The 25,865-nt window shown below is 45.8% G+C and carries 19 protein-coding genes; 11 read left to right on the top strand and 8 right to left on the bottom strand.

The window, feature by feature from the left end:
* Positions 1 to 6: 6 nt before the first annotated feature.
* From MAR181_RS12775 to MAR181_RS12765, 3 genes are all read left to right on the top strand, one after another.
* On the top strand, positions 7 to 690 hold the full coding sequence (locus MAR181_RS12775; RefSeq protein WP_013797016.1) for a GltB/FmdC/FwdC-like GXGXG domain-containing protein: 684 nt from the start codon (positions 7 to 9) through the stop codon (positions 688 to 690).
* 19 nt (positions 691 to 709) lie between these two features.
* Complete coding sequence (locus MAR181_RS12770; RefSeq protein WP_013797015.1) at positions 710 to 2,038, top strand: FMN-binding glutamate synthase family protein; 1,329 nt, start codon at positions 710 to 712, stop codon at positions 2,036 to 2,038.
* 262 nt (positions 2,039 to 2,300) lie between these two features.
* Positions 2,301 to 3,560 carry an ammonium transporter gene (locus tag MAR181_RS12765; RefSeq protein WP_013797014.1) on the top strand — a complete coding sequence of 420 codons (1,260 nt, stop codon included), beginning with the start codon at positions 2,301 to 2,303 and terminating at the stop codon, positions 3,558 to 3,560.
* Between the two features lie 364 nt (positions 3,561 to 3,924).
* On the opposite strand, the gene MAR181_RS12760 is transcribed toward MAR181_RS12765, so the two are convergent.
* Positions 3,925 to 4,680, bottom strand: coding sequence for an IclR family transcriptional regulator (locus tag MAR181_RS12760; protein WP_013797013.1), 756 nt, complete (start codon positions 4,678 to 4,680; stop codon positions 3,925 to 3,927).
* A gap of 188 nt (positions 4,681 to 4,868) precedes the next feature.
* Here MAR181_RS12760 and purU point away from each other — a divergent pair, with 188 nt between their 5' ends.
* From purU to MAR181_RS12730, 6 genes are read left to right on the top strand one after another with little or no spacing between them, the layout of a single operon-like run.
* The gene (gene purU, locus MAR181_RS12755; protein WP_013797012.1) at positions 4,869 to 5,723 is read left to right on the top strand and encodes a formyltetrahydrofolate deformylase; all 855 of its coding nucleotides are present in this window, start codon (positions 4,869 to 4,871) and stop codon (positions 5,721 to 5,723) included.
* An 18-nt stretch (positions 5,724 to 5,741) separates the two neighbouring features.
* Positions 5,742 to 6,605: a bifunctional methylenetetrahydrofolate dehydrogenase/methenyltetrahydrofolate cyclohydrolase FolD gene (gene folD / locus MAR181_RS12750; RefSeq protein WP_013797011.1), complete on the top strand. Its 864-nt coding sequence runs from the start codon at positions 5,742 to 5,744 to the stop codon at positions 6,603 to 6,605.
* A gap of 36 nt (positions 6,606 to 6,641) precedes the next feature.
* Positions 6,642 to 7,889: an FAD-dependent oxidoreductase gene (locus tag MAR181_RS12745; RefSeq protein ID WP_013797010.1), complete on the top strand. Its 1,248-nt coding sequence runs from the start codon at positions 6,642 to 6,644 to the stop codon at positions 7,887 to 7,889.
* Between the two features lie 10 nt (positions 7,890 to 7,899).
* Positions 7,900 to 8,211, top strand: a complete 312-nt coding sequence (locus MAR181_RS12740) for a sarcosine oxidase subunit delta (RefSeq protein WP_013797009.1) — start codon at positions 7,900 to 7,902, stop codon at positions 8,209 to 8,211.
* The gene (locus MAR181_RS12735; protein WP_013797008.1) at positions 8,208 to 11,126 is read left to right on the top strand and encodes an FAD-dependent oxidoreductase; all 2,919 of its coding nucleotides are present in this window, start codon (positions 8,208 to 8,210) and stop codon (positions 11,124 to 11,126) included. Before MAR181_RS12740 ends, MAR181_RS12735 begins: the two co-directional genes overlap by 4 nt.
* Positions 11,126 to 11,716 (top strand): aminomethyltransferase family protein, encoded by a 591-nt coding sequence (locus MAR181_RS12730; RefSeq protein ID WP_013797007.1) that lies wholly within the window; start codon positions 11,126 to 11,128, stop codon positions 11,714 to 11,716. Before MAR181_RS12735 ends, MAR181_RS12730 begins: the two co-directional genes overlap by 1 nt.
* A 179-nt stretch (positions 11,717 to 11,895) precedes the next feature.
* On the opposite strand, the gene MAR181_RS12725 is transcribed toward MAR181_RS12730, so the two are convergent.
* From MAR181_RS12725 to MAR181_RS12695, 7 genes are all read right to left on the bottom strand, one after another.
* Positions 11,896 to 12,312: a hypothetical protein gene (locus tag MAR181_RS12725; protein ID WP_013797006.1), complete on the bottom strand. Its 417-nt coding sequence runs from the start codon at positions 12,310 to 12,312 to the stop codon at positions 11,896 to 11,898.
* 63 nt (positions 12,313 to 12,375) lie between these two features.
* Positions 12,376 to 13,446 (bottom strand): hypothetical protein, encoded by a 1,071-nt coding sequence (locus MAR181_RS12720; RefSeq protein WP_013797005.1) that lies wholly within the window; start codon positions 13,444 to 13,446, stop codon positions 12,376 to 12,378.
* 71 nt (positions 13,447 to 13,517) lie between these two features.
* A complete protein-coding gene (locus MAR181_RS12715; RefSeq protein WP_013797004.1) occupies positions 13,518 to 17,120 on the bottom strand; it encodes a hypothetical protein in 3,603 nt (1,200 codons plus the stop codon).
* Positions 17,107 to 18,054 (bottom strand): DUF4123 domain-containing protein, encoded by a 948-nt coding sequence (locus MAR181_RS12710; RefSeq protein WP_013797003.1) that lies wholly within the window; start codon positions 18,052 to 18,054, stop codon positions 17,107 to 17,109. Before MAR181_RS12710 ends, MAR181_RS12715 begins: the two co-directional genes overlap by 14 nt.
* Positions 18,051 to 20,180: a type VI secretion system Vgr family protein gene (locus tag MAR181_RS12705; RefSeq protein ID WP_013797002.1), complete on the bottom strand. Its 2,130-nt coding sequence runs from the start codon at positions 20,178 to 20,180 to the stop codon at positions 18,051 to 18,053. The genes MAR181_RS12710 and MAR181_RS12705 overlap by 4 nt, the downstream gene beginning before the upstream one ends.
* Positions 20,181 to 20,286: 106 nt before the next feature.
* A complete protein-coding gene (locus MAR181_RS12700; RefSeq protein ID WP_013796985.1) occupies positions 20,287 to 20,805 on the bottom strand; it encodes an Hcp family type VI secretion system effector in 519 nt (172 codons plus the stop codon).
* A gap of 207 nt (positions 20,806 to 21,012) precedes the next feature.
* A complete protein-coding gene (locus MAR181_RS12695) occupies positions 21,013 to 23,448 on the bottom strand; it encodes an ankyrin repeat domain-containing protein (RefSeq protein ID WP_013797001.1) in 2,436 nt (811 codons plus the stop codon).
* An 806-nt stretch (positions 23,449 to 24,254) separates the two neighbouring features.
* On the opposite strand from MAR181_RS12695, the gene MAR181_RS12690 reads away from it, so the two are divergent.
* Both MAR181_RS12690 and tssB read left to right on the top strand, forming a co-directional pair.
* Entirely contained in the window at positions 24,255 to 25,250 is a 996-nt protein-coding gene (locus MAR181_RS12690; protein WP_041651339.1) for an SEL1-like repeat protein, read from the top strand.
* A 74-nt stretch (positions 25,251 to 25,324) separates the two neighbouring features.
* Positions 25,325 to 25,840, top strand: coding sequence for a type VI secretion system contractile sheath small subunit (tssB, locus tag MAR181_RS12685; protein ID WP_013796999.1), 516 nt, complete (start codon positions 25,325 to 25,327; stop codon positions 25,838 to 25,840).
* Positions 25,841 to 25,865: the final 25 nt, after the last annotated feature.

Genomic DNA, 25,865 nt, shown 5'->3' with positions numbered 1-25,865 from the left:
GTGAAAATGATGACTGTTGATTTAGCGGCTCAATCTGTACGAGATTTAAATAAAGCCTTACATGAGTGCAAAGAGAATATAACGGAAAAAGAATGGGTCGTGACCAACCCGAAAGGCAACCACAATATTGCGGTTGGGCTAGATGCAGAGATTTCTGTGGATATTCATGGTCATGCAGGCTACTTCTGCGCCGGCATGAATAAAACCGCCAATGTTACGGTTCATGGCAATGTTGGCCAAGGCGTTGCTGAGAATATGATGTCAGGTGTGGTTCGTGTCAAAGGCGATGCCTCTCAAGCGGCTGGTGCGACGGCTCAAGGTGGATTGTTGGTGATCGAAGGCAATGCGGGCGCTCGTTGTGGTATCTCGATGAAAGGCGTCGACATAGTTGTTAAAGGCAGCATTGGTCACATGAGTTGTTTCATGGGGCAGTCAGGGTCGCTGGTGGTGTGTGGCGATGCCGGTGAAGCACTGGGTGATTCCTTGTATGAAGTGCACATTTATGTGAAAGGAAGCGTTAAATCTCTTGGCGCAGATTGCATCGAAAAAGACATGCGTAGCGAGCATATTGCGGAATTGAAGGGCTTATTAGAAAAAGCCGGAGTGGATGAAAATCCGCTTGATTTTAAACGCTATGGATCGGCTCGTCAGCTTTACACCTTTAAAGTTGACAATGCATCGGCTTACTAATTTTTGAGAGGTTTTTACCATGAGCAATGACACAAACAATAACCCTAGCTTAAAAGAGTCCGCCACGTTTGATCGCGCCACTATGGCTGAAATTCGCCGTGCGGCCAATACGGGCATCTATGATATTCGTGGTTTTGGCGCAAAACGTAAGGTGCCTCATTTTGATGACCTTTTGTTCTTAGGGGCGAGTATGTCTCGCTACCCTTTAGAAGGCTATCGCGAAACCTGTAACACCTCGGTGGTTTTGGGCGATCGCTTTGCTAAGAAGCCCATTAAGTTAGACATTCCTGTGACCATTGCTGGGATGAGTTTCGGGGCGTTATCGGCGAATGCCAAAGAGGCTTTAGGTCGTGGTGCGTCGATGGTTGGAACATCAACCACCACAGGCGATGGCGGTATGACGCCGGAAGAGCGTGGTCAATCGAGTAAATTGGTGTATCAATACCTGCCTTCTCGTTACGGCATGAACCCAGACGATTTGCGTAAAGCCGATGCGATTGAGGTGGTACTTGGTCAAGGTGCGAAACCTGGCGGCGGCGGTATGCTATTAGGTCAGAAAATTACCGACCGAGTTGCTCAAATGCGTAACTTACCAAAAGGCATTGATCAGCGTTCAGCATGTCGTCACCCTGATTGGACTGGGCCGGATGACCTGGCGATTAAGATCCAAGAATTACGAGAAATTACGGACTGGGAAGTGCCTATTTACATTAAAGTGGGGGCAACACGTACCTATTATGATGTGAAGTTAGCCGTTAAAGCGGGTGCTGATGTGATTGTTGTGGATGGCATGCAAGGTGGTACTGCGGCGACGCAAGACGTGTTTATTGAACATGTTGGTATCCCAACCATGGCAGCGATTCCTCAAGCGGTTCAAGCGTTACAGGAAATGGGCATGCATCGTAAAGTGCAGCTTATTGTTTCTGGTGGCATTCGCAATGGTGCCGATGTGGCTAAATGTATGGCTCTAGGAGCGGATGCCGTCGCCATCGGTACGGCCGCCTTAGTCGCTCTGGGTTGTAATGATCCTAAATGGGACGATGAATTTAAGAAAATTGGTTCCGCAGCAGGCTACTATGACGATTACCAAGAGGGGAAAGACCCAGCGGGTATTTCGACTCAAGACCCTGAGCTAATGAAGCGATTAGACCCTGTCGATGCTGGACGCCGTTTGGCCAATTACCTACGTGTATTAACGCTTGAAGCGCAAACTTTGGCACGTGCTTGTGGTAAGAATGATTTACGCAATTTAGAGCCAGAAGACCTTGTGGCTTTAACAGTGGAATCGGCGGCCATGGCGCGAGTGCCTTTAGCGGGTACAAGTTGGATCCCAGGTCAGAAGTTTTAAATTAATGGCATGACATCTATTTGGGGCCACGTTTTTAACGTGGCTTTTTTTTGTGCAAAATGCATTTTTTTGACTCTTTATTGTGCCTTATTGCGGCTGTTTATTTGCTCATATAAATTTTCATTTCATATATCAAACATCATTAAATTACTCTTTATTTTTCAGAGTCTTAAATAATGCTGGCCTAAATCTTGAAGTTATCTCAGAAAGAAATCTTTTTCTTGTTAGTGAATTCTACTTTCTCAACTTGGAGCTTATATCTATGGGTAATATGGTAATGGAAGTTAGCTATGCGTTAGATACATTTTATTTCCTAATGTGTGCTGCGCTCGTAATGTGGATGGCCGCGGGTTTTGCAATGTTAGAAGCCGGGCTTGTTCGTGGCAAAAATACAGTGGAGATATTAAATAAAAACGCATTGCTTTATGGGATAGCGTGCTTTGTTTATCTATGCGTTGGTTACAACATAATGTATCCGGCTGATCCTATGAGTGCTTATATTCCGGGTATTCAATTTTTCTTGGGAGAAGATAATGCTGTCGATGCGGTTATAGGGGGGGCTGATGATGCCCCTTATTATTCGTCTATGGCGGACTTTATTTTTCAAGCCGTCTTTGCTGCCGCAACAATGTCGATTGTGTCCGGTGCCGTTGCAGAAAGAATGCGTTTATGGCCTTTCCTAGTGTTTGCCGTGGTCATGGTTGCCGTTATTTATCCAGTTGAAGGGTATTGGAAATGGGGCGGTGGCTTTTTGGATCAATTGGGCTTTCAGGATTTTGCTGGATCGGTTGTTGTGCATATGGCTGGTGCTTCAGCGGCATTAGCGGCTGTGATTATGGTGGGTCCTCGTAAAGGTCGTTATGGAAAGAACGGAGAAATTCGTGCCATTCCAGGTGCTAACTTGCCACTTGCTACATTAGGTATGTTTATTCTTTGGATGGGCTGGTTTGGTTTCAATGGCGGTTCTGAGCTGAAAATAGCCAATGTTGAAGAGGCCAATGCGGTGGCCAAAATTTTTGTTAATACCAATGCCGCCGCCGCAACAGGCATGATAACAGCGGCCCTTTTTGCACGTTTCTTATTTGGTAAAACCGATTTAACCATGACAATTAATGGAGCTTTAGCCGGTTTGGTGGCGATTACAGCCGAACCGCTTGCGCCATCAGCGGCTATGTCGTCATTGATTGGTGCTATTGGTGGCATTGTTGTTGTGCTGTCTGTTTTGGCAATGGATAAATTGAAAATTGATGATCCAGTCGGTGCGATTTCTGTTCACGGTTCGGCTGGTATTTGGGGCATCTTTGCCGTTCTGATATCAAATGACGACGCGACTTTTTTCGGTCAATTTACCGGCATGATTTGTACCTTTATTTGGATGTTTGTAATGAGCCTGATTACGTTATGGATCATTAAGAAAATTATGGGACTGCGTGCGAGTGAAGAGGAAGAATTAGAGGGGATGGACATGCATGAATGCGGTATGCATGCCTACCCAGAGTTTGGTGTAGAAGCCAATAAGTAGTGTTTACACTACTGTATGTCGCGCCCCCCACTAGCGTGACCTAAAAGGCCCCGAAAGGGGCCTTTTATTTTCTATTTTAGTGGCGCTACTCTCACTCTCCTAGGGAAGGTGCGAACAAGTCCCCTTGCCTCGGCAATTGCTCCAGCATTGCTCTAATAACCTACCTCCATATAGGTATCAGCATGTGGATAAAAGCCTGCTATTCCTACCTTCCCTAGCTTCACACTATGTTGGTTAAGGTGATGGTTAACGCTTTTAATCACTTCTGAATGAGATGGGCGTCGCTGAATTGAGTGTCAGAGACGCCCATTTTTTTGGACATTATTTAGGGCTTTTTTAGCACATTATTTAGGCCGAGACAGCGTTAAGGCACGAGCTGTGAAATGGCGCTTGCTGTATTGAGTAATTCCTCTTTCGCCGCTTCAAATTGTGCTTGGTGATTCATGACTTGGTCGGCCCCCGAGATGTTAATGGCGGCTATTGTTTTGCCTAAATAGTTGGTGATGGGGACGGCAATGGCGGTGGCATTATCCGATCGATTGCTTGAATAGCCTTGCTCCCATTCTTTTTTTAACAGGGCTTTTAACTCAGGAAAAGATTGCGGGTAGGGGCCTGGGTAAGAGTCTAACTGTTGAGTTTGATACATGGCATTGAGTTCAATGTCACTGAGTTGTTGAAGTAACACGCGCCCCATCGCATTGGTATGGCAAGGCAAGCGAGAGCCCAGTGGAATATTCACTGATAAGCGTTGAGAGGCTTGAGAGCGATAAATATAAACGGTTTCTAAGCCGTCGCGTATGCCTAAATGACAGGAAATCGACGTTCTGTCTCTTAGGTCGTTCAGATAAGGTGCGGCAATGTCGACCAAATCTTTGCCAGCCAAAAAGGCAAAGCCACGGGAAACGACTTGAGGGCCGAGCTCGTAGGCATTTCTGGTGACTTTCTTTAGGTAACCCATATCCAGCAAGGTTTGCACAATCCGATAGGTGGAAGAGGCACTGACCCCCAAATTGTCAGCAAAATCTTGTGTGTTTAAGACTCTTTTTTGGCTATCAAACATCTCGATTATTTGCAGACCTCGAGATAACGCCGGAACCTGATATTCAGTGGTTTTTGTCATGATTTATTCCATATATGATTAATTTTTTTATATATGTACTAGTTTTGTTTTATTTGAAGGTTTTTTAGTTTTTAACTTTCAAAAATAATTGAATTTAATATATTTGAATGTAACTGATTTTTAAAGCATGAAAATCAACTTTCTTAATTTATATATGAATAATTTTTTTATATTTGAGGTTTGGTGGTATGTCTAACGAGTTTGTTTTAAAGGCTTCTTGCGATGCGACGAGCGGCATTGTAGCGGCCGTGTCGTCTTATCTTGCTGAGCATGATTGCTATATCTCTGAAATGCACCAATTTGATGACGAAGAAAACCGCCGCTTTTTTATGCGAGCTGAATGTCGCATAGAAGGTCACTCTCAGACGATCACTTCCATTCGAGATGGCTTTGAGGAACAAGTGGCTCGATTCAATATGGACTGGGAGATTTTTGACAAAAGCGAACCGGTAAAAGTGCTGCTGATGGTGAGCAAGTTTGACCACTGTCTGGATGATCTTCTATACCGTCATCGCAAAGGCGAGCTACCTATGGAGATTACCGCTGTGGTGTCAAATCATAGGGACTTAAGGCCGATGGTGGAGCGTGAAGGCATTCGCTTTGTGCACCTGCCCGTCAATAAAGACAACAAACTTGAGCAAGAAGCCGCGTTGCTGGACATTATCAATGAAACCCATACGGATCTCGTCGTGTTAGCTCGTTACATGCAGATCTTATCGGATGCAATGTGTAAAAAACTGCATGGCCGTGCGATTAACATTCATCATTCCTTTTTACCCGGATTTAAAGGTGCCAAGCCTTATCATCAGGCGCATCAGCGCGGTGTTAAACTCATTGGGGCGACAGCGCACTATGTCACCTCTGATCTGGATGAAGGGCCCATTATAAAACAGTCCGTTCAGCCTGTGGATCATACTTATTCGCCTGAGCGTTTGGTCGCCGTTGGTCGAGACACTGAGACAGTGGCATTGGCGACGGCGGTGAGGATGCATCTTGAGCACCGTGTGTTCATGTATGGCAATAAAACGGTTGTGTTTAAGTAGGCCAACAGGGAGAACATCATGACGGTCATGATTGATGGTAAAGCGCTTGCTGATGAGATAGTTCAACACGTGGCGCATGACGTGTTGGCGTTCAAACTGAAACACAAGGTGACACCCGCATTGGCGGTTGTTTTAGTGGGTGAAGACCCTGCGAGCGGTGTATACGTGCGCAATAAAATTAAACGTACTGAGCAGTCAGGTCTTCAATCCATTGCCCATTACTTGCCAGAAAACACAACTCAGTCCGAGTTAGATGAATTAATTGATCAGCTCAATCGAGATGAGTCTGTTCATGGCATCTTGGTGCAACTTCCTTTGCCGGCACACTTGTCGGAACCTCGAGTGATTGAAGCCATCACACCAGCAAAAGACGTTGATGGTTTTCATCCGGAAAACGTCGGCAAGTTGGTCACCGGACAGCCAGTTCTTGTGCCCTGTACGCCACTGGGTTGCATGATCATGCTGAAGCGGCAGATGGATGACTTGTCGGGTAAGCACGCGGTGGTGATTGGTCGTTCTAACATAGTCGGAAAGCCCATTGCGAATTTGCTGCTTCAAGCGGATTGTACTGTGACCTTAGTGCATTCTCGTACACAAAACATTGAAGAGATATGCCGCAGTGCAGACATTCTCGTGGCGGCTGTGGGCCAACCTCTGATGGTGAAAGAACACTGGTTGAAACCTGGTGTCGTCGTCATTGATGTTGGCATTAATCAAATCTCATTGGATGGCAAAAGGAAGCTCGTGGGGGATGTGGATTTTAACGGCGTATTGTCCAAAACGGCTGCAATCACACCTGTTCCGGGTGGTGTTGGCCCCATGACCATTGCTTGCCTGATGCAGAACACGTTAACCGCCGCTCAACATCAATTGGGTTGTTAGCTTAATGCCAAATCAGATTTTTTAAGGAGCTGAAAAATGCCTTTTTCCCTATTGAAATACGGTTTAAAAAACGACTACCCATTTGAAAAGGATGCGGATTTACCTTCCCCGACAGAACTTAAAAAGCACTACGACGTGATCATTATTGGTGGTGGCGGTCACGGTGTCGCCACGGCTTACTATCTTGCCAAGTACCACGGCATTAACAATATCGCTATTTTAGAAAAAGGTTATCTAGGCGGTGGCAATACGGCGCGGAACACAGCGGTGATACGTTCTAATTACCTGACCTCGGAAGGGGTTAAATTTTATAAAGAGTCCGTTGATATGTTTCAAGGACTGTCCAATGAATTTGACTTCAACATCATGTATTCCTCCCGTGGACAATTGACCTTGGCGCACACAGATGCGACGGTTCGATCCTTCCGTCAACGTACCGAAGTGAATACGCATTTTGGTGGTAAAACGGAGCTAATTGACCCTCAACAGATTCAAGAATTGGTGCCGACCCTCAACATGAATCCAGCGGACATGCCGATATTAGCTGGCTTGTGGCACATTGATGGTGCTACTGCTCGCCATGATGCCGTCGCTTGGGGTTATGCCAAAGGAGCCACTCAGCGAGGCGTTGAGCTGCACCAATTAACCGAAGTGACGGATGTGATTGTCGAAAATGGCAAGGCGAAAGGCGTAAAGACTAACCGAGGTGAGGTTTCTTGTGGCTGCATTGTTCAAGCGGTTGCAGGTCATAGCTCAATTGTTGCGGCCATGGCAGGCATCAAAATGCCGATTACCACTTACCCTCTGCAAGCCATGGTAACCCAGCCAGTAAAACCGTTTCTGGATCCATTGGTCAGTTCATCCGCACTGCATTGTTATGTGCAACAAACTGGCCGAGGTGAAATGGTGTTTGGTGGTGGTTCAGATCCTTACCCACTTTATAACACCCGTTCAACCCTGGATCTAAAAGAAAGCCTGCTAGCGAGCGCCGTTGAAATGTTCCCATTTATGGCGAACTTGAAATTGATGCGCCAATGGGCAGGGATCACAGACATGACCTCTGATTACAGTCCAATCATGGGATTAAGCCCAGTAGAGAACTATTACCTGGATGCGGGTTGGGGCACATGGGGATTCAAATCAACCCCGATTTGTGGCAAATCCATGGCGGAGTTGGTGGCGAGTGGCGGCAAGGTTCCTGAGCTCATTGCACCATTTGCTATGGATCGTTTTGATGAGTTTCGTCAAGTAAATGAAATGGGCGCTACTGCCGCTAGCCATTAGGAGACCCAAGATGAAAATGATGAATTGCCCGTTAAATGGGCTCAGAAATATCAGTGAATTTGTGTATGGCGGCGAAGTAAAGTCGATGCCTGATCATGTGACCTGCTCTGACAAAGAATGGGCTGACTATGTGTTTTATTCTGAAAATACCATTCGAGTCGTGATGGAGTGGTGGTTTCATTCCCCTTCTGGCTATTGGTTTATTGCAGAACGTCATACGGCCAGCGATGAGATTCTGAACACCTATGATCCATCTGAACGCTTTAATGAACGTGTTGAGTTTGACAGCGCAGCCGCCGTCACTGAGGAGAAAAGGGCATGAGCATGAACCGACTACCAGCCCCGTTAGGCTTATTCGTTAATCGACAAAAAACGCTTAATTTCACCTTCGAAGGACAACACTATCAAGGTTTTGAGGGCGACACCATTGCAAGTGCTTTGATCGCAAACGATCAGTGGCTTATGTCGCGCTCCTTTAAATATCATCGACCACGTGGGCCTTTAACCATGGCCGGTCAAGATGCGAATACCTTGGTGCAGCTTAACAGTGAACCAAATGTTTTGGCTGATAAGCAGCGTATTTCGGCAGATTTGGAAGTGTTGGGGCAAAACTACAATGGCTCTCTCGAACAGGATAAAGACGCGAAATTGAGCTTGGCGGGTCGATTTATGCCAGTGGGTTTTTATTACCGAGCATTTTATAAGCCAATGGGTATCTGGGATAAATGGGAACCCTTCATACGTAAAAAAGCCGGTTTAGGCTTTGCCGATCTGAGCTTCAAACCGGTTTACCACGACAAAGCCTATCTGTTTCATGATGTGGCGGTGATTGGTGCTGGCCCTGCTGGTCTCGCGGCCGCCTTGAAAGCCGCAGAAGAGGGCGCCAGTGTGTTACTGGTTGATGAAAACCCTATGTTAGGCGGCGCGCTGACCTATCATCGCTTTGATGTCGAAGGCGTGCGTGCTAACGCGTTAAGAACTCAACTCGAAAAAAGTGTGTTAAATCACCCAAAAATCACGGTATTAAATAACGCAACTTGTAACGGTTGGTTTACCGACAACTACTTGCCGATTATTCAAGGCAATCGCATGTACAAAGCCCGAGCGAAACAATGCATTGTCGCATCAGGGGCGTTTGAGCAGCACGTTGTGTTTCGCAATAACGATGTGCCGGGGGTGGTGATGTCGAGCGCAGCGATGCGACTGATGTCTCAATATGCTATCAAACCAGCCAACACCGCCGTGGTGCTGACCGGCAATGATGATGGCTATTTGTGTGCACTTGAATTGGTCAGCAATGGCGTACAAGTCCCTCTTATTGTTGATATGCGTGCCAAGGGTGCTGATGAGACGTTGCAACACGCCGTGGCGCAACAAGGCATCAAGGTTCGCTTAAATGCCACTGTGTATGAGGCTTTGCCTAGTTCGGATAAGAAACGTTTGTCGGCCGTGCAAGTGCATGACATCACAGGCAAAGGACAAGTCTCATCGGGTGGCGTGACGATTCCTTGCGACATGTTGTGCATGTCCGCAGGCTATATGCCGGTTTACCAATTGCTTTGTCAGGCGGGGGCAAAACTCAGCTATAACGATGACAATGCGCGTTTTTCACTGACCAGTTTGCCGAACAACCTGCATGTGGCTGGGTCTGCCAATGGTGTGCATGAACTGGATGCGGTGATTCGTGATGGTCAGTTAGCCGCATACAAGAGTGTGATCTCATTAGGTCTTACGAGCAGTGAACCTGAGGTCGTTGCTTGTGATCAGCAGACGAACTTTCCTTGGCCCATTTTCAAACATCCTAAAGGTAAGGACTTTGTCGATTTTGATGAAGATCTACAAGCCAAAGACATAGTCAATGCGACACGTCTGGGCTATCGTGATGTTCAGCTAGTGAAACGATTTTCCACGGTCGGGATGGGGCCATCTCAAGGTCGCCATTCGGCCTTGCCAACGGCTCGTTTGGTGGCTGAGGCGACGAATAGAACCGTGACGGAAACCGGTGTCACAACCGCCAGACCACCTTTTGTCCCTGAGAAATTAGCGCACATTGCGGGGCGTATTTTTAGCCCTCATAAATACACACCAATGCATCAGCGTCATCTTGAGCTTGGCGCTCATATGATTCCAGCAGGTATTTGGCGTCGTCCTGCTTATTATGGAGACCCTGCTGATCGTGATGAGTTGATTCAAAAAGAAGCTCAAATGGTGCGCAATGCGGTGGGTATGATTGATGTGAGTACCTTGGGGGGGCTTGAGGTGCGAGGCCCAGATGCAGCGGAATTTGTGAATCGCATTTATACCTTTGGCTTTCTAAAGCAGCCGGTTGGTAAAACACGCTACGCAGTGTTAACCAATGAGCAAGGCGTGGTGGTGGACGATGGTGTGGCGTGCCGAATTGCGGAAAACCATTTCTACATTACTGCCACGACCAGTGGCGTGGATGCGGTTTATCGAGAAATGACTAAATGGAACGCGCAATGGCGTTTAGAGGTGGACATTGCGAATGTGACATCGGCTTTTTCGGCGGTTAACGTGGCTGGCCCACTCGCTAGAAAAGTGCTGAGTAAGGTGTGTTTTGATGTGGACTTTTCAAACCAAGCTTTTCCTTATCTCGCCTATAAAGAAGGCACCATAGACGGCGTCCCGGTGCGCTTGATGAGGGTCGGATTTGTTGGTGAATTAGGTTACGAAATTCATATGCCGAGCTTGTTTGGCGAGGGCATTTGGGATCGCTTAATGGACGCGGGTAGCGAGTTTAATATGCGACCATTCGGTGTCGAAACCCAACGATTACTGCGTTTGGAAAAGGGCCATATTATTGTTAGCCAAGACACAGATGGCATGTCGCATCCAGGTGAACTTTCTTTAAATTGGGCGGTTAATCGTAAGAAGCCTTTCTTCATTGGCTGTCGATCTGTCGACATTGTTATGGCGCGAAAACAGACTCGAAAACTGGTTGGTTTTAAACTTGATGCACAGGCCACTCGACCAAAAGAAGGGCATTTGGTATTGGCCAATGCCAGTCAAGTTGATTGTGCCATTACGGGCAACATTACCTCGTCAGAGTATTCCAGTACGGTTGGGGCAAACATCGGCATGGCTTTTGTCGGGGTGGATCAACAGGAGCTTGGTACAAGATTTCCGATTCGTGTGGATAATGGGGAAATTGTCATGGCCGAAGTCGTTAAATTGCCTTTTTATGATGAAAACAATGCTCGTCAGGAGGTGTTGTAATGGAATCTTTTAGCTTAAGTGCGGTGCCTAATTTACGTAAAAGTAGGATTGATTTAAGTGACACAGGGTCATCGACTTCCAGCATTCGTTATCAGGATGGTACCGTCAATTCGAGAGTCGGGTTTAGAGGACAGGGCGCAGCAAGCTTTTTGACATCACAAGGTTTGCCTATTCCCAGTCAACCAAACCAATCCCTGCTTTTCGAAGACAGTCTGGTGGTATTGCGCCTCAGCAAAACTGAATTCTGGCTGGTGGATATTGAGAATAGCTACCATGAATTGATTGAAAAGCTAGAGCTTAGCTCGGAACGACTAGAGGATGTGCATCGCTTATTTTGCCAACATAGCCATGCTTGTTTTTTGTTTAGTGGCGAGCAAACCGCAAGTATGTTTTCCAAAGTGTGCGGTGTAGATTTAAGGCGTGATGGGTTCCCAGTGGGGAGCATTGCTCAAACGTCTGTGGCTCGTGTTAATGCCATCGTGGCCAGACAGGACGGAAAGGGTAAAGAGTATTATCTCTTGCTGTCTGACTTAGCCAGTTCTCAATATTTATGGGAAGCCTTGTTAGACGCAGGGTCAGAATTTGTTTGATCCAGCTCTGCTTTTGGCTTAGTGCTTCTTTTGATCTAATACTATGAGATGTGAAAAAAGCAGTAGGGTGTCTACTGCTTTTTTTGTTCATATCGATGGTTTTAAGCGGCATTAGATCGTATCAATCATTTAAACCTTTGCGCTTACTTCACATCACTAGATTATTTCTCTAATCGAACTTAAGTGGCCTTTAGTTGCGTCTGCGCGGGATCGGTGATTTCCACTATGATGTTGATGGTGGAAACAGGGTCTTTCGAGCCATTTGGGCCATCGCCGGGTTTGGTGACCTTTAAAGTGCCTTTGAACACAGTATCGCTTTTTACGATTTCTGCGTCGGAGACTGAATTGGCGGTTAAGGCTGACGCCTCAGAAATCGCATCTCCTTGTGCTTTGCCACCGGAGTAAGGTGAGTTGTCATAGTCGGTTTCATAGCCTGCCAGCCAATCGGCCACATCGGCTTGTAACAGGGCTGACTTCCCGCCAACCTTTAAGGTGTTTTGGGTAGAAGAGGGGACGGTATCAGAAGTTTTCGCTAATACCTGTGGGCCATCTACGCTGATGGCCACTGTCGTGCCGTCGATACAAACTAGGGGCATGTTATTAATCCTTTTTACAAGTACTCGATATGACGTTTATGTCATTGCAGGGTCTATTTTGCGCTACTTCTTCTTTTTATTCGTTGGTTTTTTTCGAGCCGAGGCATTGTTGTTTGGGCCTTTAACAATATCAATCGGCTTGCCTGTTGCTGGGGTATTCTTTTGTTCTGTTTGAATGGCTTTCATTCTTTTCGCAAACTCATCGTCTGTCATGTCACGCCAGTACCTTGGGTCACGGTTGTGCTCTTTGTCGTAGGCGATGGTGGTGGGGTCGCGCTGACGGGCTGGCTCTAGCACCAAGATGTCTGGCAAGGGTTGGCTAATGTCCATGTAACGCTGCACCATGTTCCAGAATCTGTGGTATTCAATCACCTTATGGTTAGCGCCCATAGAGCCGCTAATTGGAACACCCACCGAATAATTTTGGTAGCGATGAATTAGGGTTAAGGAGTAATTTAAAAAACCTTGCTGAGTGGGTGACGACATGAGCACACAGTCAAACTCAATAAAAGGATGAGTAAAAAACGGTTTGTTCTTTTTAAACAAGGTTACCATGCCTGTGGAGCGATTTAATTCAAATACTCTTTTTGCACGTAAAAAAGGGGCAACAAAAAAATAGCCCGCATTTAGTAATCTGGAATGAAGGTGAAGTAATAGACAAGGAAGGGTGGCGTACAGAGTAATCCCCAAAAATATATCCGCGTATCCGTCACTCCAAGCGTCGACTACTCCCCCTTTATCAATAAATAGCCCGAGTAAAAAAATGCCATACAGCAAAGGCAACATAAACATTAAGCAAACATTAGCGATACCAACCATTAATACATAAAGTTGAGACCAACCACTTAAAGACTCTCCTATCAGCTTTTCTTCGTTCCAATACATAGGTTTTGGACTTTTTTCTTCTTCCGCCATGCCCGTTGGCGTCATATCGTCCAATCCCTGTATCGTTATGCTGTCCGTGGTCTCACTGAACGAAAAGTGCGTACCACTGGTGATCATGCGGCGTAAAAAGCCTTGCTCCCGACGGGGCGGTTGAGGCGCAAAGGTTTTTGAGTGATAGGCCGTGTCTTCATAACGGCCTATGGTTTGCTGATTCGTTTGCGCACTTTCAGGCGCTTGAGAAGCGTCCATGTTCATCTGTCCTTTTTCTTTCATCGATTGTTGCTTATATTCTACTGGGTATGGCTTTGTTTTTATAAGGGTTATTGCTTATATGTAACAGTAACCGCTTTATTTATCCATGAGGTTTCATTCTCGGTAAAATGCGGGGGATCAAACACCTCGTCTTCAAAGCTGGCTTGATCTAACTTGGGCATCGGAAACACCTTATCGCCTATGTGCAATCTGACCCGTGCCATGAAAGCGGGAGCATAAGAGTACAGGCTGACCTTCCCGCCAAGCCAAGGGGTGTCGTTATAATTTTTGGGCAACTTGGCATCGTGTTTTACAAAATACACCGTGCTGTCTGAGCCCTCGGATGCGGCAATTATCGGCAATGTTTTTTGCCCCAATGGGGTCACGGAGTCTGCGTTATGAATGCCGGTTCGTGACCGCGTTTCGACTTTTTCTTGTGCGGCGGCGCGGGTATAACACTCTATTTTGGCATTGCCCTGCCCCATAAGGGCCGCAAGGTTACTGCTGACCTGTATGACATGGGTGACGCCTTTGGCCAGCATGGCTTTATTGAATTTCTCAGAAAACTTGGTTTGGCGACCGAGCTGGTAGGCTTTTACCTCGACGGAGAACAGGCAATTCACAAAACGGTCAAAGGCCACTTCATTTTTTTGTAAGTGAGCATATTTTTCCCCCGGAGCGTCTGCAAAGGGGCCGTTTTTTAGCCACTCTTCTACTGGTGTGTCCAAGAACAGCATGTATAACAATGCTCCTGCCACGGCGATACCAATGCCCAACAAGGCAATGGGCCCCATGCCGAACAGGATGGGCGCACTGGTGGTAAACAGGCTTGTTGCCACCGTCGACATCGCCGTGCCTACGGCCACCATGGCCATGGCCATGGCCGCATCGTCGTCGTTTTTAGCCCCTAACCGAATGGCCTCCCAGCCGGCTAGGCCTGCGGTTAATAAGCCACCAATAAGCCCTGCTACCGCCAAACGACTCATACTAGCAACCAATTTCGCATTACCAGAAATCGAGTTTATAAAAGACGCTACTTTACCTGTTATTTTAAATGCCTCTTTATTGGCAGTACGGGTTAGTAGAGAGGCATTATGGCCATGCAAATTGGCCGCATGGGTCACCGCCACACCTAAGTCCAAAGCAACACTAAATGCACTTAAACCTGAATAAAGCCTGTCTTTTCGATTATAAAGGTTTTCAAAGTGTTTAAAGTTTAAGACTAAATTGATGGTCTCAATGGCCACAATCCAATACGGGATGCGAATGCGCTCGTACAGATTGCTGCTGTTAATATTGGGGTCTTCCATGTTGCGGATAGCCCGCTGGGTATTGGCTTGGTTATAGGCTTGCGCCACTTCACTGTCTTCTGGCAAGACTACCACTTTTAGCTTGCTGCGCGCGCCTAAGCTAGCTTTGTCCCCATTGGCAAAGGGCTTTTTGTTAGAAGAAACGACTAAGCGACCGTCTTTGTCATACAAACGACCTTGCAAGCCTTTGCGCTTTTTATTTTTAATGTGTTCTTGATCATCGGCACTTAGACCAAATGTTAACCCTTGACCATGTACCCCGACCACATAGCCCTTGGTTTCTGCTCCTTGCGCGGAAACAAACAGCATTTTACCCAGGTCATTTGAGTTCGCGGCTTTGCTTAACGCCAGCACCGAAGCATAGGCTTGATTAAACTGTATGACCTTGGCGTCTGAGGCGACGTCTTTTATGTTGGTTAGGGCTTCGTAAAAGCCGTTTAAAATGCTTCCCATAATATGGCTAATACGCCGAGCTTGAGCGAAGGCATCTTTCATCTTGTCCGTGCTGGTGGCGGCCACATTGGTTTTAGTGATAAAGGCCAAATCAATCACCAGAAGCTTCTCATCTTCCAGTTCAAAGTTTTCTTTCGCCCATTGCGCTAATAATTCTGGGGTCGCAAAGCCTGAGCCATCGTTATGGGCTTCTGGCGCTTTGTATTCAGCTTCTAGCGGCACACTGTCTTTTGGTGGGAATAGCACCTTGCTGAGTGGGTGGTTCTCCGATGATAAGATTTTGCGGATCGCACTATGGCTGCTTGCTAGGGTCGCCGTTTTCTGTTTGTTTAACGGCATGTCGGCTGGCAGATAATTAGAAATGTATTTGTACTTTGCAAAGGCATCAATTTTATCAATATCGATACTCAGCGTACTGAGGGCGCGGCCAGCAATGGCGTGAGCCCCTGCTGCATTGATACCATTTAATGAAGCGTAATCACGTAATACATTCGCTGTACGTTTATCGTTGAGCGCTTGCTCTACATAGTACTGGAGCTCTTTGACATCACGGTTGGCGACCAAACGTTCCCGTGTGCGTAAGGTTCGGTGAAAGCGTCCTCTTAAGTCACGACTGACATCCCCATCGTACTTGTTAAGTGGGTTGTCTTTCTTACCAAATTTCTCCGTCATGATCATTTGCTGCGTCAGTTCAGCCGTTTGGTAGTACTCCTGATTGCCCATGTCCACATACACTTGCTGTATGTAGCCAACACTAGACAGGCTCAGATAGGTGCTGTGTTTTAAATCAAATATGGGGTCGTCCAGTACTAGGGTTCTTAGCTGACGGGCTTTGGCGTCGGCTAGGAAATCACTGCCGGCATCGGCTTCCCAGTCTTTGTCTATCTCGTCGTCTTTGTCTATTAGGGATTTTAGCGCCGCTTGTTTCATGCCGTATTCGTATTGAAAAGCGCTACGAGTCATTAATGCTTCAAATTGCTTATCGCCATCCGCGTTGGCCTTTTTTATTTTGTCTTTGATTTCGGTATAGGTTTTGCTTAACCAGCTTCCTGAGACATCACGGTTTAGCTTCAAAGGCTCGGCGACAAACCATTCGAGTTCGGGCTCACGAGCACGCATTTCGGGGAGTTCACTGGCCAGTAACACGTGGCGTTCGTTTTTTCTGTTTTTAGGTGCGTTTTCTGCACCATTAAGCTTATGCAAGGATTGAGCGCGTTCTTTTAGTTCTGAAACATTCGCTTCAAGGTAGTTTAAGCGTTCACCGCTCCAAGGCACGTCTGAATAGGCGAGATGCACCACAGCGTTTTTGTTGTTGTCTTTTACTGGCAACCAGATTTCGGTCAGTGGCTTGCCTGTGGTATCTCGTTGTTCGCTGGCAAACGCGTCGTTTTCACCAGTACGGTAAGCGGCGAGATCCACATCTTTAAAGACCACTGGGCCACCCTCTGGGGTGCGCATTTCAATTTCTCGCCATGCTTTGTGGTTGTAGAAGACGTAAAAATAGCCATTACGCGATGGGGCGTAGCGGTCTTTGTCGGCGAGGTTTTCTTTGTAGGTCGGCAATAACGTCAGTGGTACAACGGCGTGCAGTAGGTAGTCTTGTTCGCCATCCACACGTTTTTTTGGTTTGGCGTTTTCAAACAAGGGCAATTTGATTTCACCACTGTCTGAGGGAATCGACAGAAAGGCGTTTACGGTTTCGCTCGTGTCTTCACAGGCCCAACTGTAGACACTGGTGTCGACCAACTCTTGGCAGACTTTTTTGCCTTCTAGGTCGGTTTTTTGGCTGTTGTCTTTTACATCGTAAAATTGAATATTGTAGCTAGAATCATGCTGTATCCCAGTCACTTCAATAAATACTTTAGGGCCGTCACAAGCGACACCTGAGCCGATTTTATCCGTTGACATACGATGGGTCCTTTTCTAAAAGCAGCGCAATATGAGGTAACTTTTGATCTTCCTGAAGGGTTTGAACCGTCTGAATATCGAGTTGCTCAATCAGGCGCTTTGTTTCCGTTTCTATTCGGTAGTTGTCGTCTTGTTGGTCTACTGTGTGTTGTTTTTCACATAGAGAAAGATATTGGTAAATGTTTTCGAACTCGGTGAATCCGAGCTTTTCAGCATCGTGGAAATGTGCTCGATAAGTGAGCCATTGTTGAGGATCCGTGACACTGAGAGACATCTGAGTGAAATAGTCCGCTAACGCTTTGTCTATATTTTGTTGTTTGAAGGCAAGCGCTTGCGATGCGGTCATAAGCCACATTGAAGACGGTGCTTGATCTTGGTCTGACGATGGCGTTTCTGATATCGCTTGGCTGTTTTGTATTTTGCACCATAGACCTTGGTTCGGAGAGTGGTTTGGCCCATACCAACATACTTGCTTAATGGGCCCCAACCACGAATCTGTATCTGTTTGCTCCGTGGTTTCTGAGAAAAAATAATTCGCGACGGCAGGATTAGAAAAATGCAAAATGCCTTTCCTTCCCTCAGAAAAAGACACCAATAAGCGTTGTCTCAAATGGCTTAGTAAACTTTCAAAGGGGACGTCTTTAGAGACGGTCAATAAAATACCTGACCAGCTATTATGTGCTTCGGCGTTGCCTACATACTGATGTAGAAGTGGGTGATCCTGATGTACCTTTACCACATAAGGGCTCATGTCCATTAAGGTAGATAATTCACTCTTATGGTAGAGAGCAACATAGTCACTTGTATCACTGTGCCGTTGAATGTCTGCGAGTAAAGGAGGCGTACTAACGGGAACACTATTTACTATTAGGTAATGCTCTACATCTACTTCGAATGGTTCAGACGTTAAGCTAAAGGTCTCTGACGCTATCATGCTCGGTAGTTCCCACAAGGACAATCGCTAAGAGGGCAGGTGTTATCAAGCTGCTTCTGACACAGTTCGGTTACGGGTTGATCTTGCAGCTGGTCTTCTAGCAATTTTTGTTTTAACGCTGGCGTTGGTTCTACTGTGGAGGCTTCTGACGGCTCCGCTAATTCAGCGCCGATTGGTAATTCGGGCAACACCCCTGCAAAACCGCTGCCTTCTAATGCAGCACCGCCAGTGTTGACCTTGATAATGGCGCCTACGACATTGATGCCGTTTTCGTCGATGGTGATGAAGTTATCGCCGGATTTCAGGGTGAATAGGGGGCCAGCATCCAGTACCACATTACCGTCCGTTTTGAGGTGCAATTCTGTTCCAGCTTCGGTCACGGCGATCTCACCGACCTGCTGCTGTAAGCTGCCTTCGACTATGTGGGTTTGGTCTAAGGTGACCTTGCTTCGACGTTCCCCTTTGACCGTGATGTGCTGGTTGTTTTTCACTTCACTGAAGCTGTCATTGACCACACTCAGGTGTTGGTCGTTACCTATGCTGGTGGTCTGGTCATTTAAGACGTCGGTTTGCAGGTCTTTTTGGGCGTGCAGGTAGACTTGTTCTTGGCCCACTTGGTCTTCGAAGCTGATTTCGTTAAACCCCTCCCCTTGGTGGGTTTGGCTGCGCCACACGGTTTTGGTTTTGTTCGCCGGTAAGGCGTAAGGCGGTAAGTTGTCAGCGTTGTAGGTTCGACCGGTAATAATGGGTTGGTCTGGGTCACCGTTAAGGAAGCTGACGATGACGTCGGTACCAATGCGAGGCAGGGCGATGGTGCCGTATTGGCTGCCCGCCCAGCTTTGGGAGACTTGGACCCAGCAGGAGCTGAAGTCGTCTTTTTGTCCGTAACGGTCCCAAGCAAATTGGATTTTCACTCGACCGTGTTCGTCACAGTAGATTTCTTCTGGGGTATCGCCATCGTTGGCCGCTGGACCGACGACGGTGGCCATCATGGGGCCATCGACACTGGGTTGCGGTTGTGGGGTTGCCTGCCAGTTCACTTGGCCCGGGATCAGGGTAAAGTGGTTTTGGTAGCTGGTCTGACCTTCGCCCCCTTCTTCTTCGAGGACTTGTGGTTGGGTGCCATGGTGTTCGACTTGAACTGGGATCCAGCTGTTGTCTTGGATGCTGGCGTCGAAGTGACCGGCAATGCGTATTTTGCGGCCAACGAGGATCGCTGAGGCGTCGCTATCACCGGTCAACAGGTGAGCACGACGGCGCAAGTATTCTAAACGGATGCGGGCAAAACGTTGGCCAGTGGCGTTGTCTTTAAAACGGCCTGGGGCATCAAAGTGTTCGTAGAGGCTCAGTTGATGTTCTAGGTTGGTCCCTGTGTGCTGATTCAAGGCGGCGTAACCCGGTTGCTTGAAGCTGTAGTCTTTTAAGGTCGACTGACTGGGTAGGGATTGTTTGTGTTCACTGAGCGCTTTGATGTAAGGGGTTTCGGAGACCCCAGCGGTGAGTAAATGGTAGGCAATGGCGTCGTCTTGTACGGCTAAAGCTTGGCTCTTGTCGATGAAGTGTAAGGTGTGTTTGCCTGCTTCGTGGCTAAAGTAATAGACCCAGCCTTCTTCGGCGGCCAATCGATGTAGGAAGTCGGCATCGGTTTCACGGTATTGAACGCAGAACTCCCGTTCTTTTGGTTCTTCGTTTTCCAAGGTGAACACGGGGGCCGGCATGTCCATGTCGGTGATCAATTGGGTGAGGATGTCTTTGGCGCTTTGTTTTTGGAAGATGCGGCTGTTATGGCGTAACGACAGTCGCTCTAACGCGGGCACTAGGGTCAAGCCGTAAAAGGTGTAGTTGTGGCCGGTGTCGCCTTTTTCAAAGTGGCGGACGATACCATGCACTCGGTGAACCAGTTCACCATCACGCCAGACGGTTAATTCCGCTTGCTTGTCGACGATGTTGTCCGCAGACAAGTCCATACGACGACTGGCTAAGTTCAGTTGATAACGGAACCCATAGCAAGTGGTTCCATCGTCTAATGTGGAATCCGAGAGAGAGTCTTGGCCTCGGTACTCTCGTACCAGCAAGGTGTTCTCATCGAGGCCGTCAACGGCCAGCTTAAACATTAACGTCGCCATATTACGTTCCTTGTGTTACTGCTATTCCATAGAAAAGTCGCCAAGCTCAGTTGGCGACTTCATTTCGTTCATATTAACGATGTGTCATCGAAAATAATACGAAGCGTTAGGCTTCGATTGGTTGAGTCCAATCATCCGCACCAGATGTTCCAGAAGAAACATGATCCCAAGTGATTTTACGATACGCAAGGGATACTGTTAAGTTCTGTGTGAAAGACTCATTAGATGGGTCTAGGCAGTGTGGCATTTCGCATTCGATGTCCACAATCACAGCACCTTCTAATGAGGTTGTGAAGAAGTTTTCTTGCTTGCCTTCAGAAGACGTGCGGTACCATTTCAATTCCACATTTGACAGTTTTTCACCGGCAGACAAGGCGTTGTAAAGTAATGGTACGGCTTTGTTTAGAGCCACGGTGAATTTAAACGGTTTGTGAACACGTTTACCAGATGGGCTACCTGATTGTGGGTTCGTTGGTACGGTGACATTATGCAAGAACTGTTGTACTAGCATTTCATCTTCGTGACCTTCCAAACCGATTTCACCAGTAGAATCCACTGTCATGGCACCAGCAGTAATCAGTCCCTGTGTTTCCCCTTGAATCGAAATATAACACGGCGTTGGCATAATCTAATTCCTTATAAGTAATAAAAGATTGAAAAGTGTCATAAACACTTATCTTTCTATAGCAAATCCAATGCCAGAAAAAATATCTATATAAATCAGTATGTTAAAAATCAACAAGTCGATTAAGCAATTTATCGCCTTAATCTTAGGCGGTTTTTTGCTTGCTGGGCGGAGTTTTGCTCGTGCTGATTGGGTGGGGGGAGGAAGTTAGTTAAGAAGGTTAAGGGCTTGAGTGCTGTTTGTTTTTAGCGCTTCGTCTTTTGCTGTCCAGCCTTTGAAATTTTTGATGGTCTGAGAGGCATTTGCGGATAGAAGAATCTTGATGATTTCAGGCATGTTGTTGCTGGCCGCAAAGTGAAGGGGGGTGGAGCCGTCTGAAGCTCTGGCGTTTACGTCAGCGCCTTTGCTAATGAGCAGCTTTGCTATTTGTGCTTGTACTTGGGTTCCGCCAAAGCTGCTTGGGTTGGTTGTAAGGTGTAGGGCGGTCATGCCATCTTTGTTTTTGATGTTTAAATTTTTTGCCACCTTGAGCGCTTGTTTTAGCGAGTCCAGTTTGCCTAGGTAAACGGCGAACATGAGTGGGGTCCAACCATTGTTATCGACAATGTCCATTCTGGCCCCAGCTTCTATGAGGGCTTGGGTGACTAGCCCTTGATCGTTACCAATGGCAATGCTAAGTGGGGTTTCTCCTGTTGGTATTTGAATATTAATGTTGGCGCCGGCTTTTATCAGGGCTTGGGCAATTTTAGCTTGGGTGGCTTTGTTGCCTTTGCTGTCAGGGTGAGCAGTGAAGTGGATGGCGGCCCAGCCATTATTTTGTTTGAAATCAAGCCCTGATACTTGCTGGGCTAAGATCTTCACAATGGGGTAGTTACCATTTTGTACCGCAGTAATGAGTGCTGTATTGCCTTGATTGTCTTTGATGTCGGGAATGGTGTCTGCTTTGGTAAGCGCGTTGGTGGTGTGAAGTAAGTTGTATTTTACCGACAAGTGTAGCGGCGTTGATAGGTTTTTGTCTTGCAGGTTTGGGTTGGCACCAGCATTGATTAGCAGTTTCACTATCTGTGCTTGGGTGTAATCATTGCGAGCGGATTTTTTCAGGGTTGCATAATGCAATGCTGTTTTGCCGTAGGAGTCTTGTGTGTTGATGTCTTGTTTGGTTGTGATGAGCCTTTTGATAAGCACTAGGTTGTTTGCTTGGGCGGCCAGCATGAGTGGTGTGACACCATTGTTATCTTGAATGGATGTGTCTGCACCCTGTTCTAGTAGTAAAATGGCATCATTTGTTGCGCTATGTTTTATCGCGGTGTGGAGAGGGGTTTCGCCTTGATCATTTTGAGCATTTAGGTTTGCGTTCAGCGATAAGAGGAACTCGGTAATGGAGGTTTCTTCTGTCTTTTCCTGAGTGTCAGGGTGAGCAACTGAAAAATGCAGTGGGGTCCAAAGGTGTGCGTCTGTTGTATGTATGCTCTCTGCTGATATAAGTTGCTCGACGAGTTCGATATTGTTGACTTGAATGGCTTTAATTAAGGCTGTTTCGCCGTCAATATTTTTTAAATTGGTATTAATGTGTTCCTCGATGAGCATGTCGGCAATGTCATATCGACCGCTTTCAATTGCCATATTGAGGGCCGAGTTATTTTCTTTGTTTAAGGTGTCTAATGTTGCGCCAGACTTAATCAGACGTTTTATGATGCTGGTTTGTTGGTCGTCTTCATTTTCACTGCTTTTGTGGCTGGAAAGAAGCAGTGCAGTCCAGCCTTTCGAGTCTTTGAAATTCACATCGACGTCTTGTTTTAAAATGCTTTTTACAAGGCTTAAGTCGCCTGTGTACACGGCATCCATGAGTGGAGAGAAAAGGTCTCGATTAGGCGTAAAGCGTGTTTCGCTTGCTTCCATTAACACTCTGGCAACGAGCGGTCTGTGGTTTTTAATGGCCTCGTTAATGATGTCTTTTTGATAGGATTCTTGAATTTTAACGCCAGATTTAAGGAGTTTTTTGGCTATTTTTGCAAGCTCTTTATCTGTCCCTTTTGTTTCTGCAAGAGCCGTAAAATGCATGGCTGTATGATTGGCGTTATTTTGCCTGTTAAATTTCTGATGTTTTGAGAGTAGGTCGTTGACTATGGTTATATTGCCTGTTTGAACGGCAAGCATTAGTGGGGTGTTAGATTGATAGGTTTTTTCAATGTCAGCTTGGTATTCTAATAATGTTTCAACACTGAGTGGTTTGTTGTTAATAATGGCTTCAATAATAGGTGTTTTTTGATCGATGCCTTTGGTGTTTATGTCGGCGCCAAATTTAGCCAGAATGGAAAGAATATTGGCTTGTTGTTCATCTGATGTGAGTGTTTTCTTGGTGTTTAATAAATGAATTGGGAGTCGTCCTTGCTTGTTTGCTAGGTTTGGATTTGCTCCGTTATTAAGTAGGTATTTAACTTCTTTAAAAGAGTTGTTTTGTACGGATTGGTGTAGGTAAGTGTCTAGATTTTCGTTGATAGGGGCATTAATTTCCTGACCTTCTTGAAGTCGCTCTTTTATGCCTTGAAAATGAGACGTATAGGGGGAGAAAATCGAGCAGGCTTGTAAAGCCAGAGAGCATAATATTACTGCAGGTATTGTCCATTTTGTCTGTGCTTTCATTAACTTCATCCTGAATGACGTCACTTTTGATTATCGAGAACGGGTGCGAATATAAATTAAAATAAACAAAATGGGAATGGTGAAACTGTCTTGGATGACGCTTTATTTAAAAGTGGCTAGGGAAGGTGCGAACAAGTCCTCTTGCCTCAGCATGTGGATAAAAACCTGTTATTCGAGGCGAGTGCCGAATGTGAATAGTTGGCCTATTGGCGAGGTGCTCAACAAAGAATACAGGCTTTTAGACCTTGCCCTACGGGTCTTTCAGAGAAAACGTCCTACTGCGTTGCGACTCTTTGAAGGGTACCTACATGCCTTCAGAGTCGCGCCTTATTTGACAATTTCTCTGAAAGACTGAGGCTTAGTAAACTTATTCGTACCTTCCCTAGCATATTTGTAATAGATTTCCAGCCCGACTACAAAAAATTACATTTTAGGGTTTTTTTCTCAGAAAGCTTGTGTCAGAATCCAAGCATCTAAGGAATGGAGTGCGGCATTGCGTTGTTTTACGATGCTGTAGCAGCAAAAAAGGATTTTGTATGGATTGTAATGTTTTGTGTGGTGCAAAATGTTTATAACATGGAAGGTTTCAAGCCTGTAAAAGGTTTTCGGTATATTAGAGCAGTAATTTGATTTTACTGTTTTGCTCTCTATCCTGATCTAGTCACTTTTTCCCTCATTATGTTATAGGCCTTTAAGCCACTTTAATCTCCGGAACGTTTGTACTTCATTTTTACGCGTTTCGTTGTAGAGGCTTTTTTGTGTTTAATATTTTTTGTCTCCGTTGTTGCTATGTTATTAAGTGTGTATTGCTCCTTGCTATTTTAGCTTCCAGTGAGGCGGTTCTTGCTTCAACTTCTTTTTTTGATGATGGCATTAGTGTGGCTGATGCCTATGAGCGCGGCAGAACATTGCGTGCTCAGTATAAAAACCGATTGGCAAGAGAGTATTTGAAATTTGCCGCTGATCAAGGTGATTCCTCTGCTGCGTTTTTATATGCATTAGAACTACAAGGTTATCAAAAGACTATCCGCACAAGTCATACTGTAAATGACTATATAGAATCGGCGGCAAAGCATAATGATCTTGGTGCCGTACAATATTTAGCTTATAGAAGCGACCAAGGTAAGCAAACATTTTGGTCTAAAAAATACTTCAATTTACTAGAAAACCTTGAGGCTGAAAATGCATCTTCAGCCTATCTAGGTTACTTCCTATATTTTCAAAAGCTTGATGCTGAAAAAGCAAACCTCTATCTAGAAAAAGCCATTGAGCAATTGAACCCTGTCGCTTTAATGATTAAAGCCGATCATATTCGAAATGGAGAAGGTTTCTATTTCTTTGATTACAGTAGGCTGAACTCCGCATTAGAGTTTTATATTAAGGGCGCCAATACGGGCTATTTACCCGCTATAAAGAGGCTTGTGGATGTACTTGAGAGCTTGAAAAGAGAGGATGAATCTTTTGAGTGGCTTGTAAAGTCGGCCAATAAAGGCGAGTTAGCTTCAATCGCAACAGTTGCGAGGGTTTTATCGGGTAACAGTGAAACCTATAAAGGGATCGCATTAAATTTAGTTGAGTCAAAGTCGTATTATGACCTTTATTTTACCTATGCAGGTACGGACAGATTTTCTTCGTTATATGAAACTATGTTAGTTGAGTTAGAAGAAGTTGTAGGGCGCTTAGATGAAAAGCAGTTGGCGAATTCGGATGAAAAATTTCATGCGTTAAAAGATGGAATTAAGAAACCCGTATCCTCAGATTATTATTGGTTTGATGATGGTTATGTCTATAGCCTAAATTGATGCCCCTAGTGGAAAGCAGATATAACTATTTAGTTATTTTTATCTTTTGAAATGAATTGAAATGGAGATTGAAAATGTCAAAAGAAGGAAGCGTCGCTCCTAAAGAGCGAATTAATATTAAATACATACCAGCAACGGGTGATGCTCAAGCTGAAGTTGAATTGCCATTGAAAACTTTGGTTGTCGGTGATTTTAAAGGCCATCCAGAAGAAACGCCTTTAGAAGAACGGAAAAGTATTTCCATTGATAAAGATAACTTCGAAGCGGTAATGCGCGAAAGTAATTTGAATCTTAAAACCTCTGTTAGCAACGAGTTGGATGATAAAGGTGGCGATATTGCGGTAGATCTTGAATTTTCAAGTCTTGCTGATTTTTCTCCAGATTCCATCGCTGCTCAAGTGCCAGAGCTGAAAAAACTGATTGAATTAAGAGAAGCTTTGGTTGCATTAAAAGGGCCTTTAGGGAATGTCGCTGCATTTCGTAATAGCCTTCAATCAATGTTGTCATCTGATTCAAGCAGAGAACAGCTGCTTGCAGAACTCAATCTTGTGAATGAAGAAAATGCTGACCAAGATCAGCCGTCTGAGTAACTATTTTATAACTTGCTTACAGAGA

The organism is Marinomonas posidonica IVIA-Po-181 (assembly GCF_000214215.1).
GTDB classification, from domain to species: Bacteria; Pseudomonadota; Gammaproteobacteria; order Pseudomonadales; family Marinomonadaceae; genus Marinomonas; species Marinomonas posidonica.
This window is presented reverse-complemented; position numbering and strand designations above follow the sequence as displayed.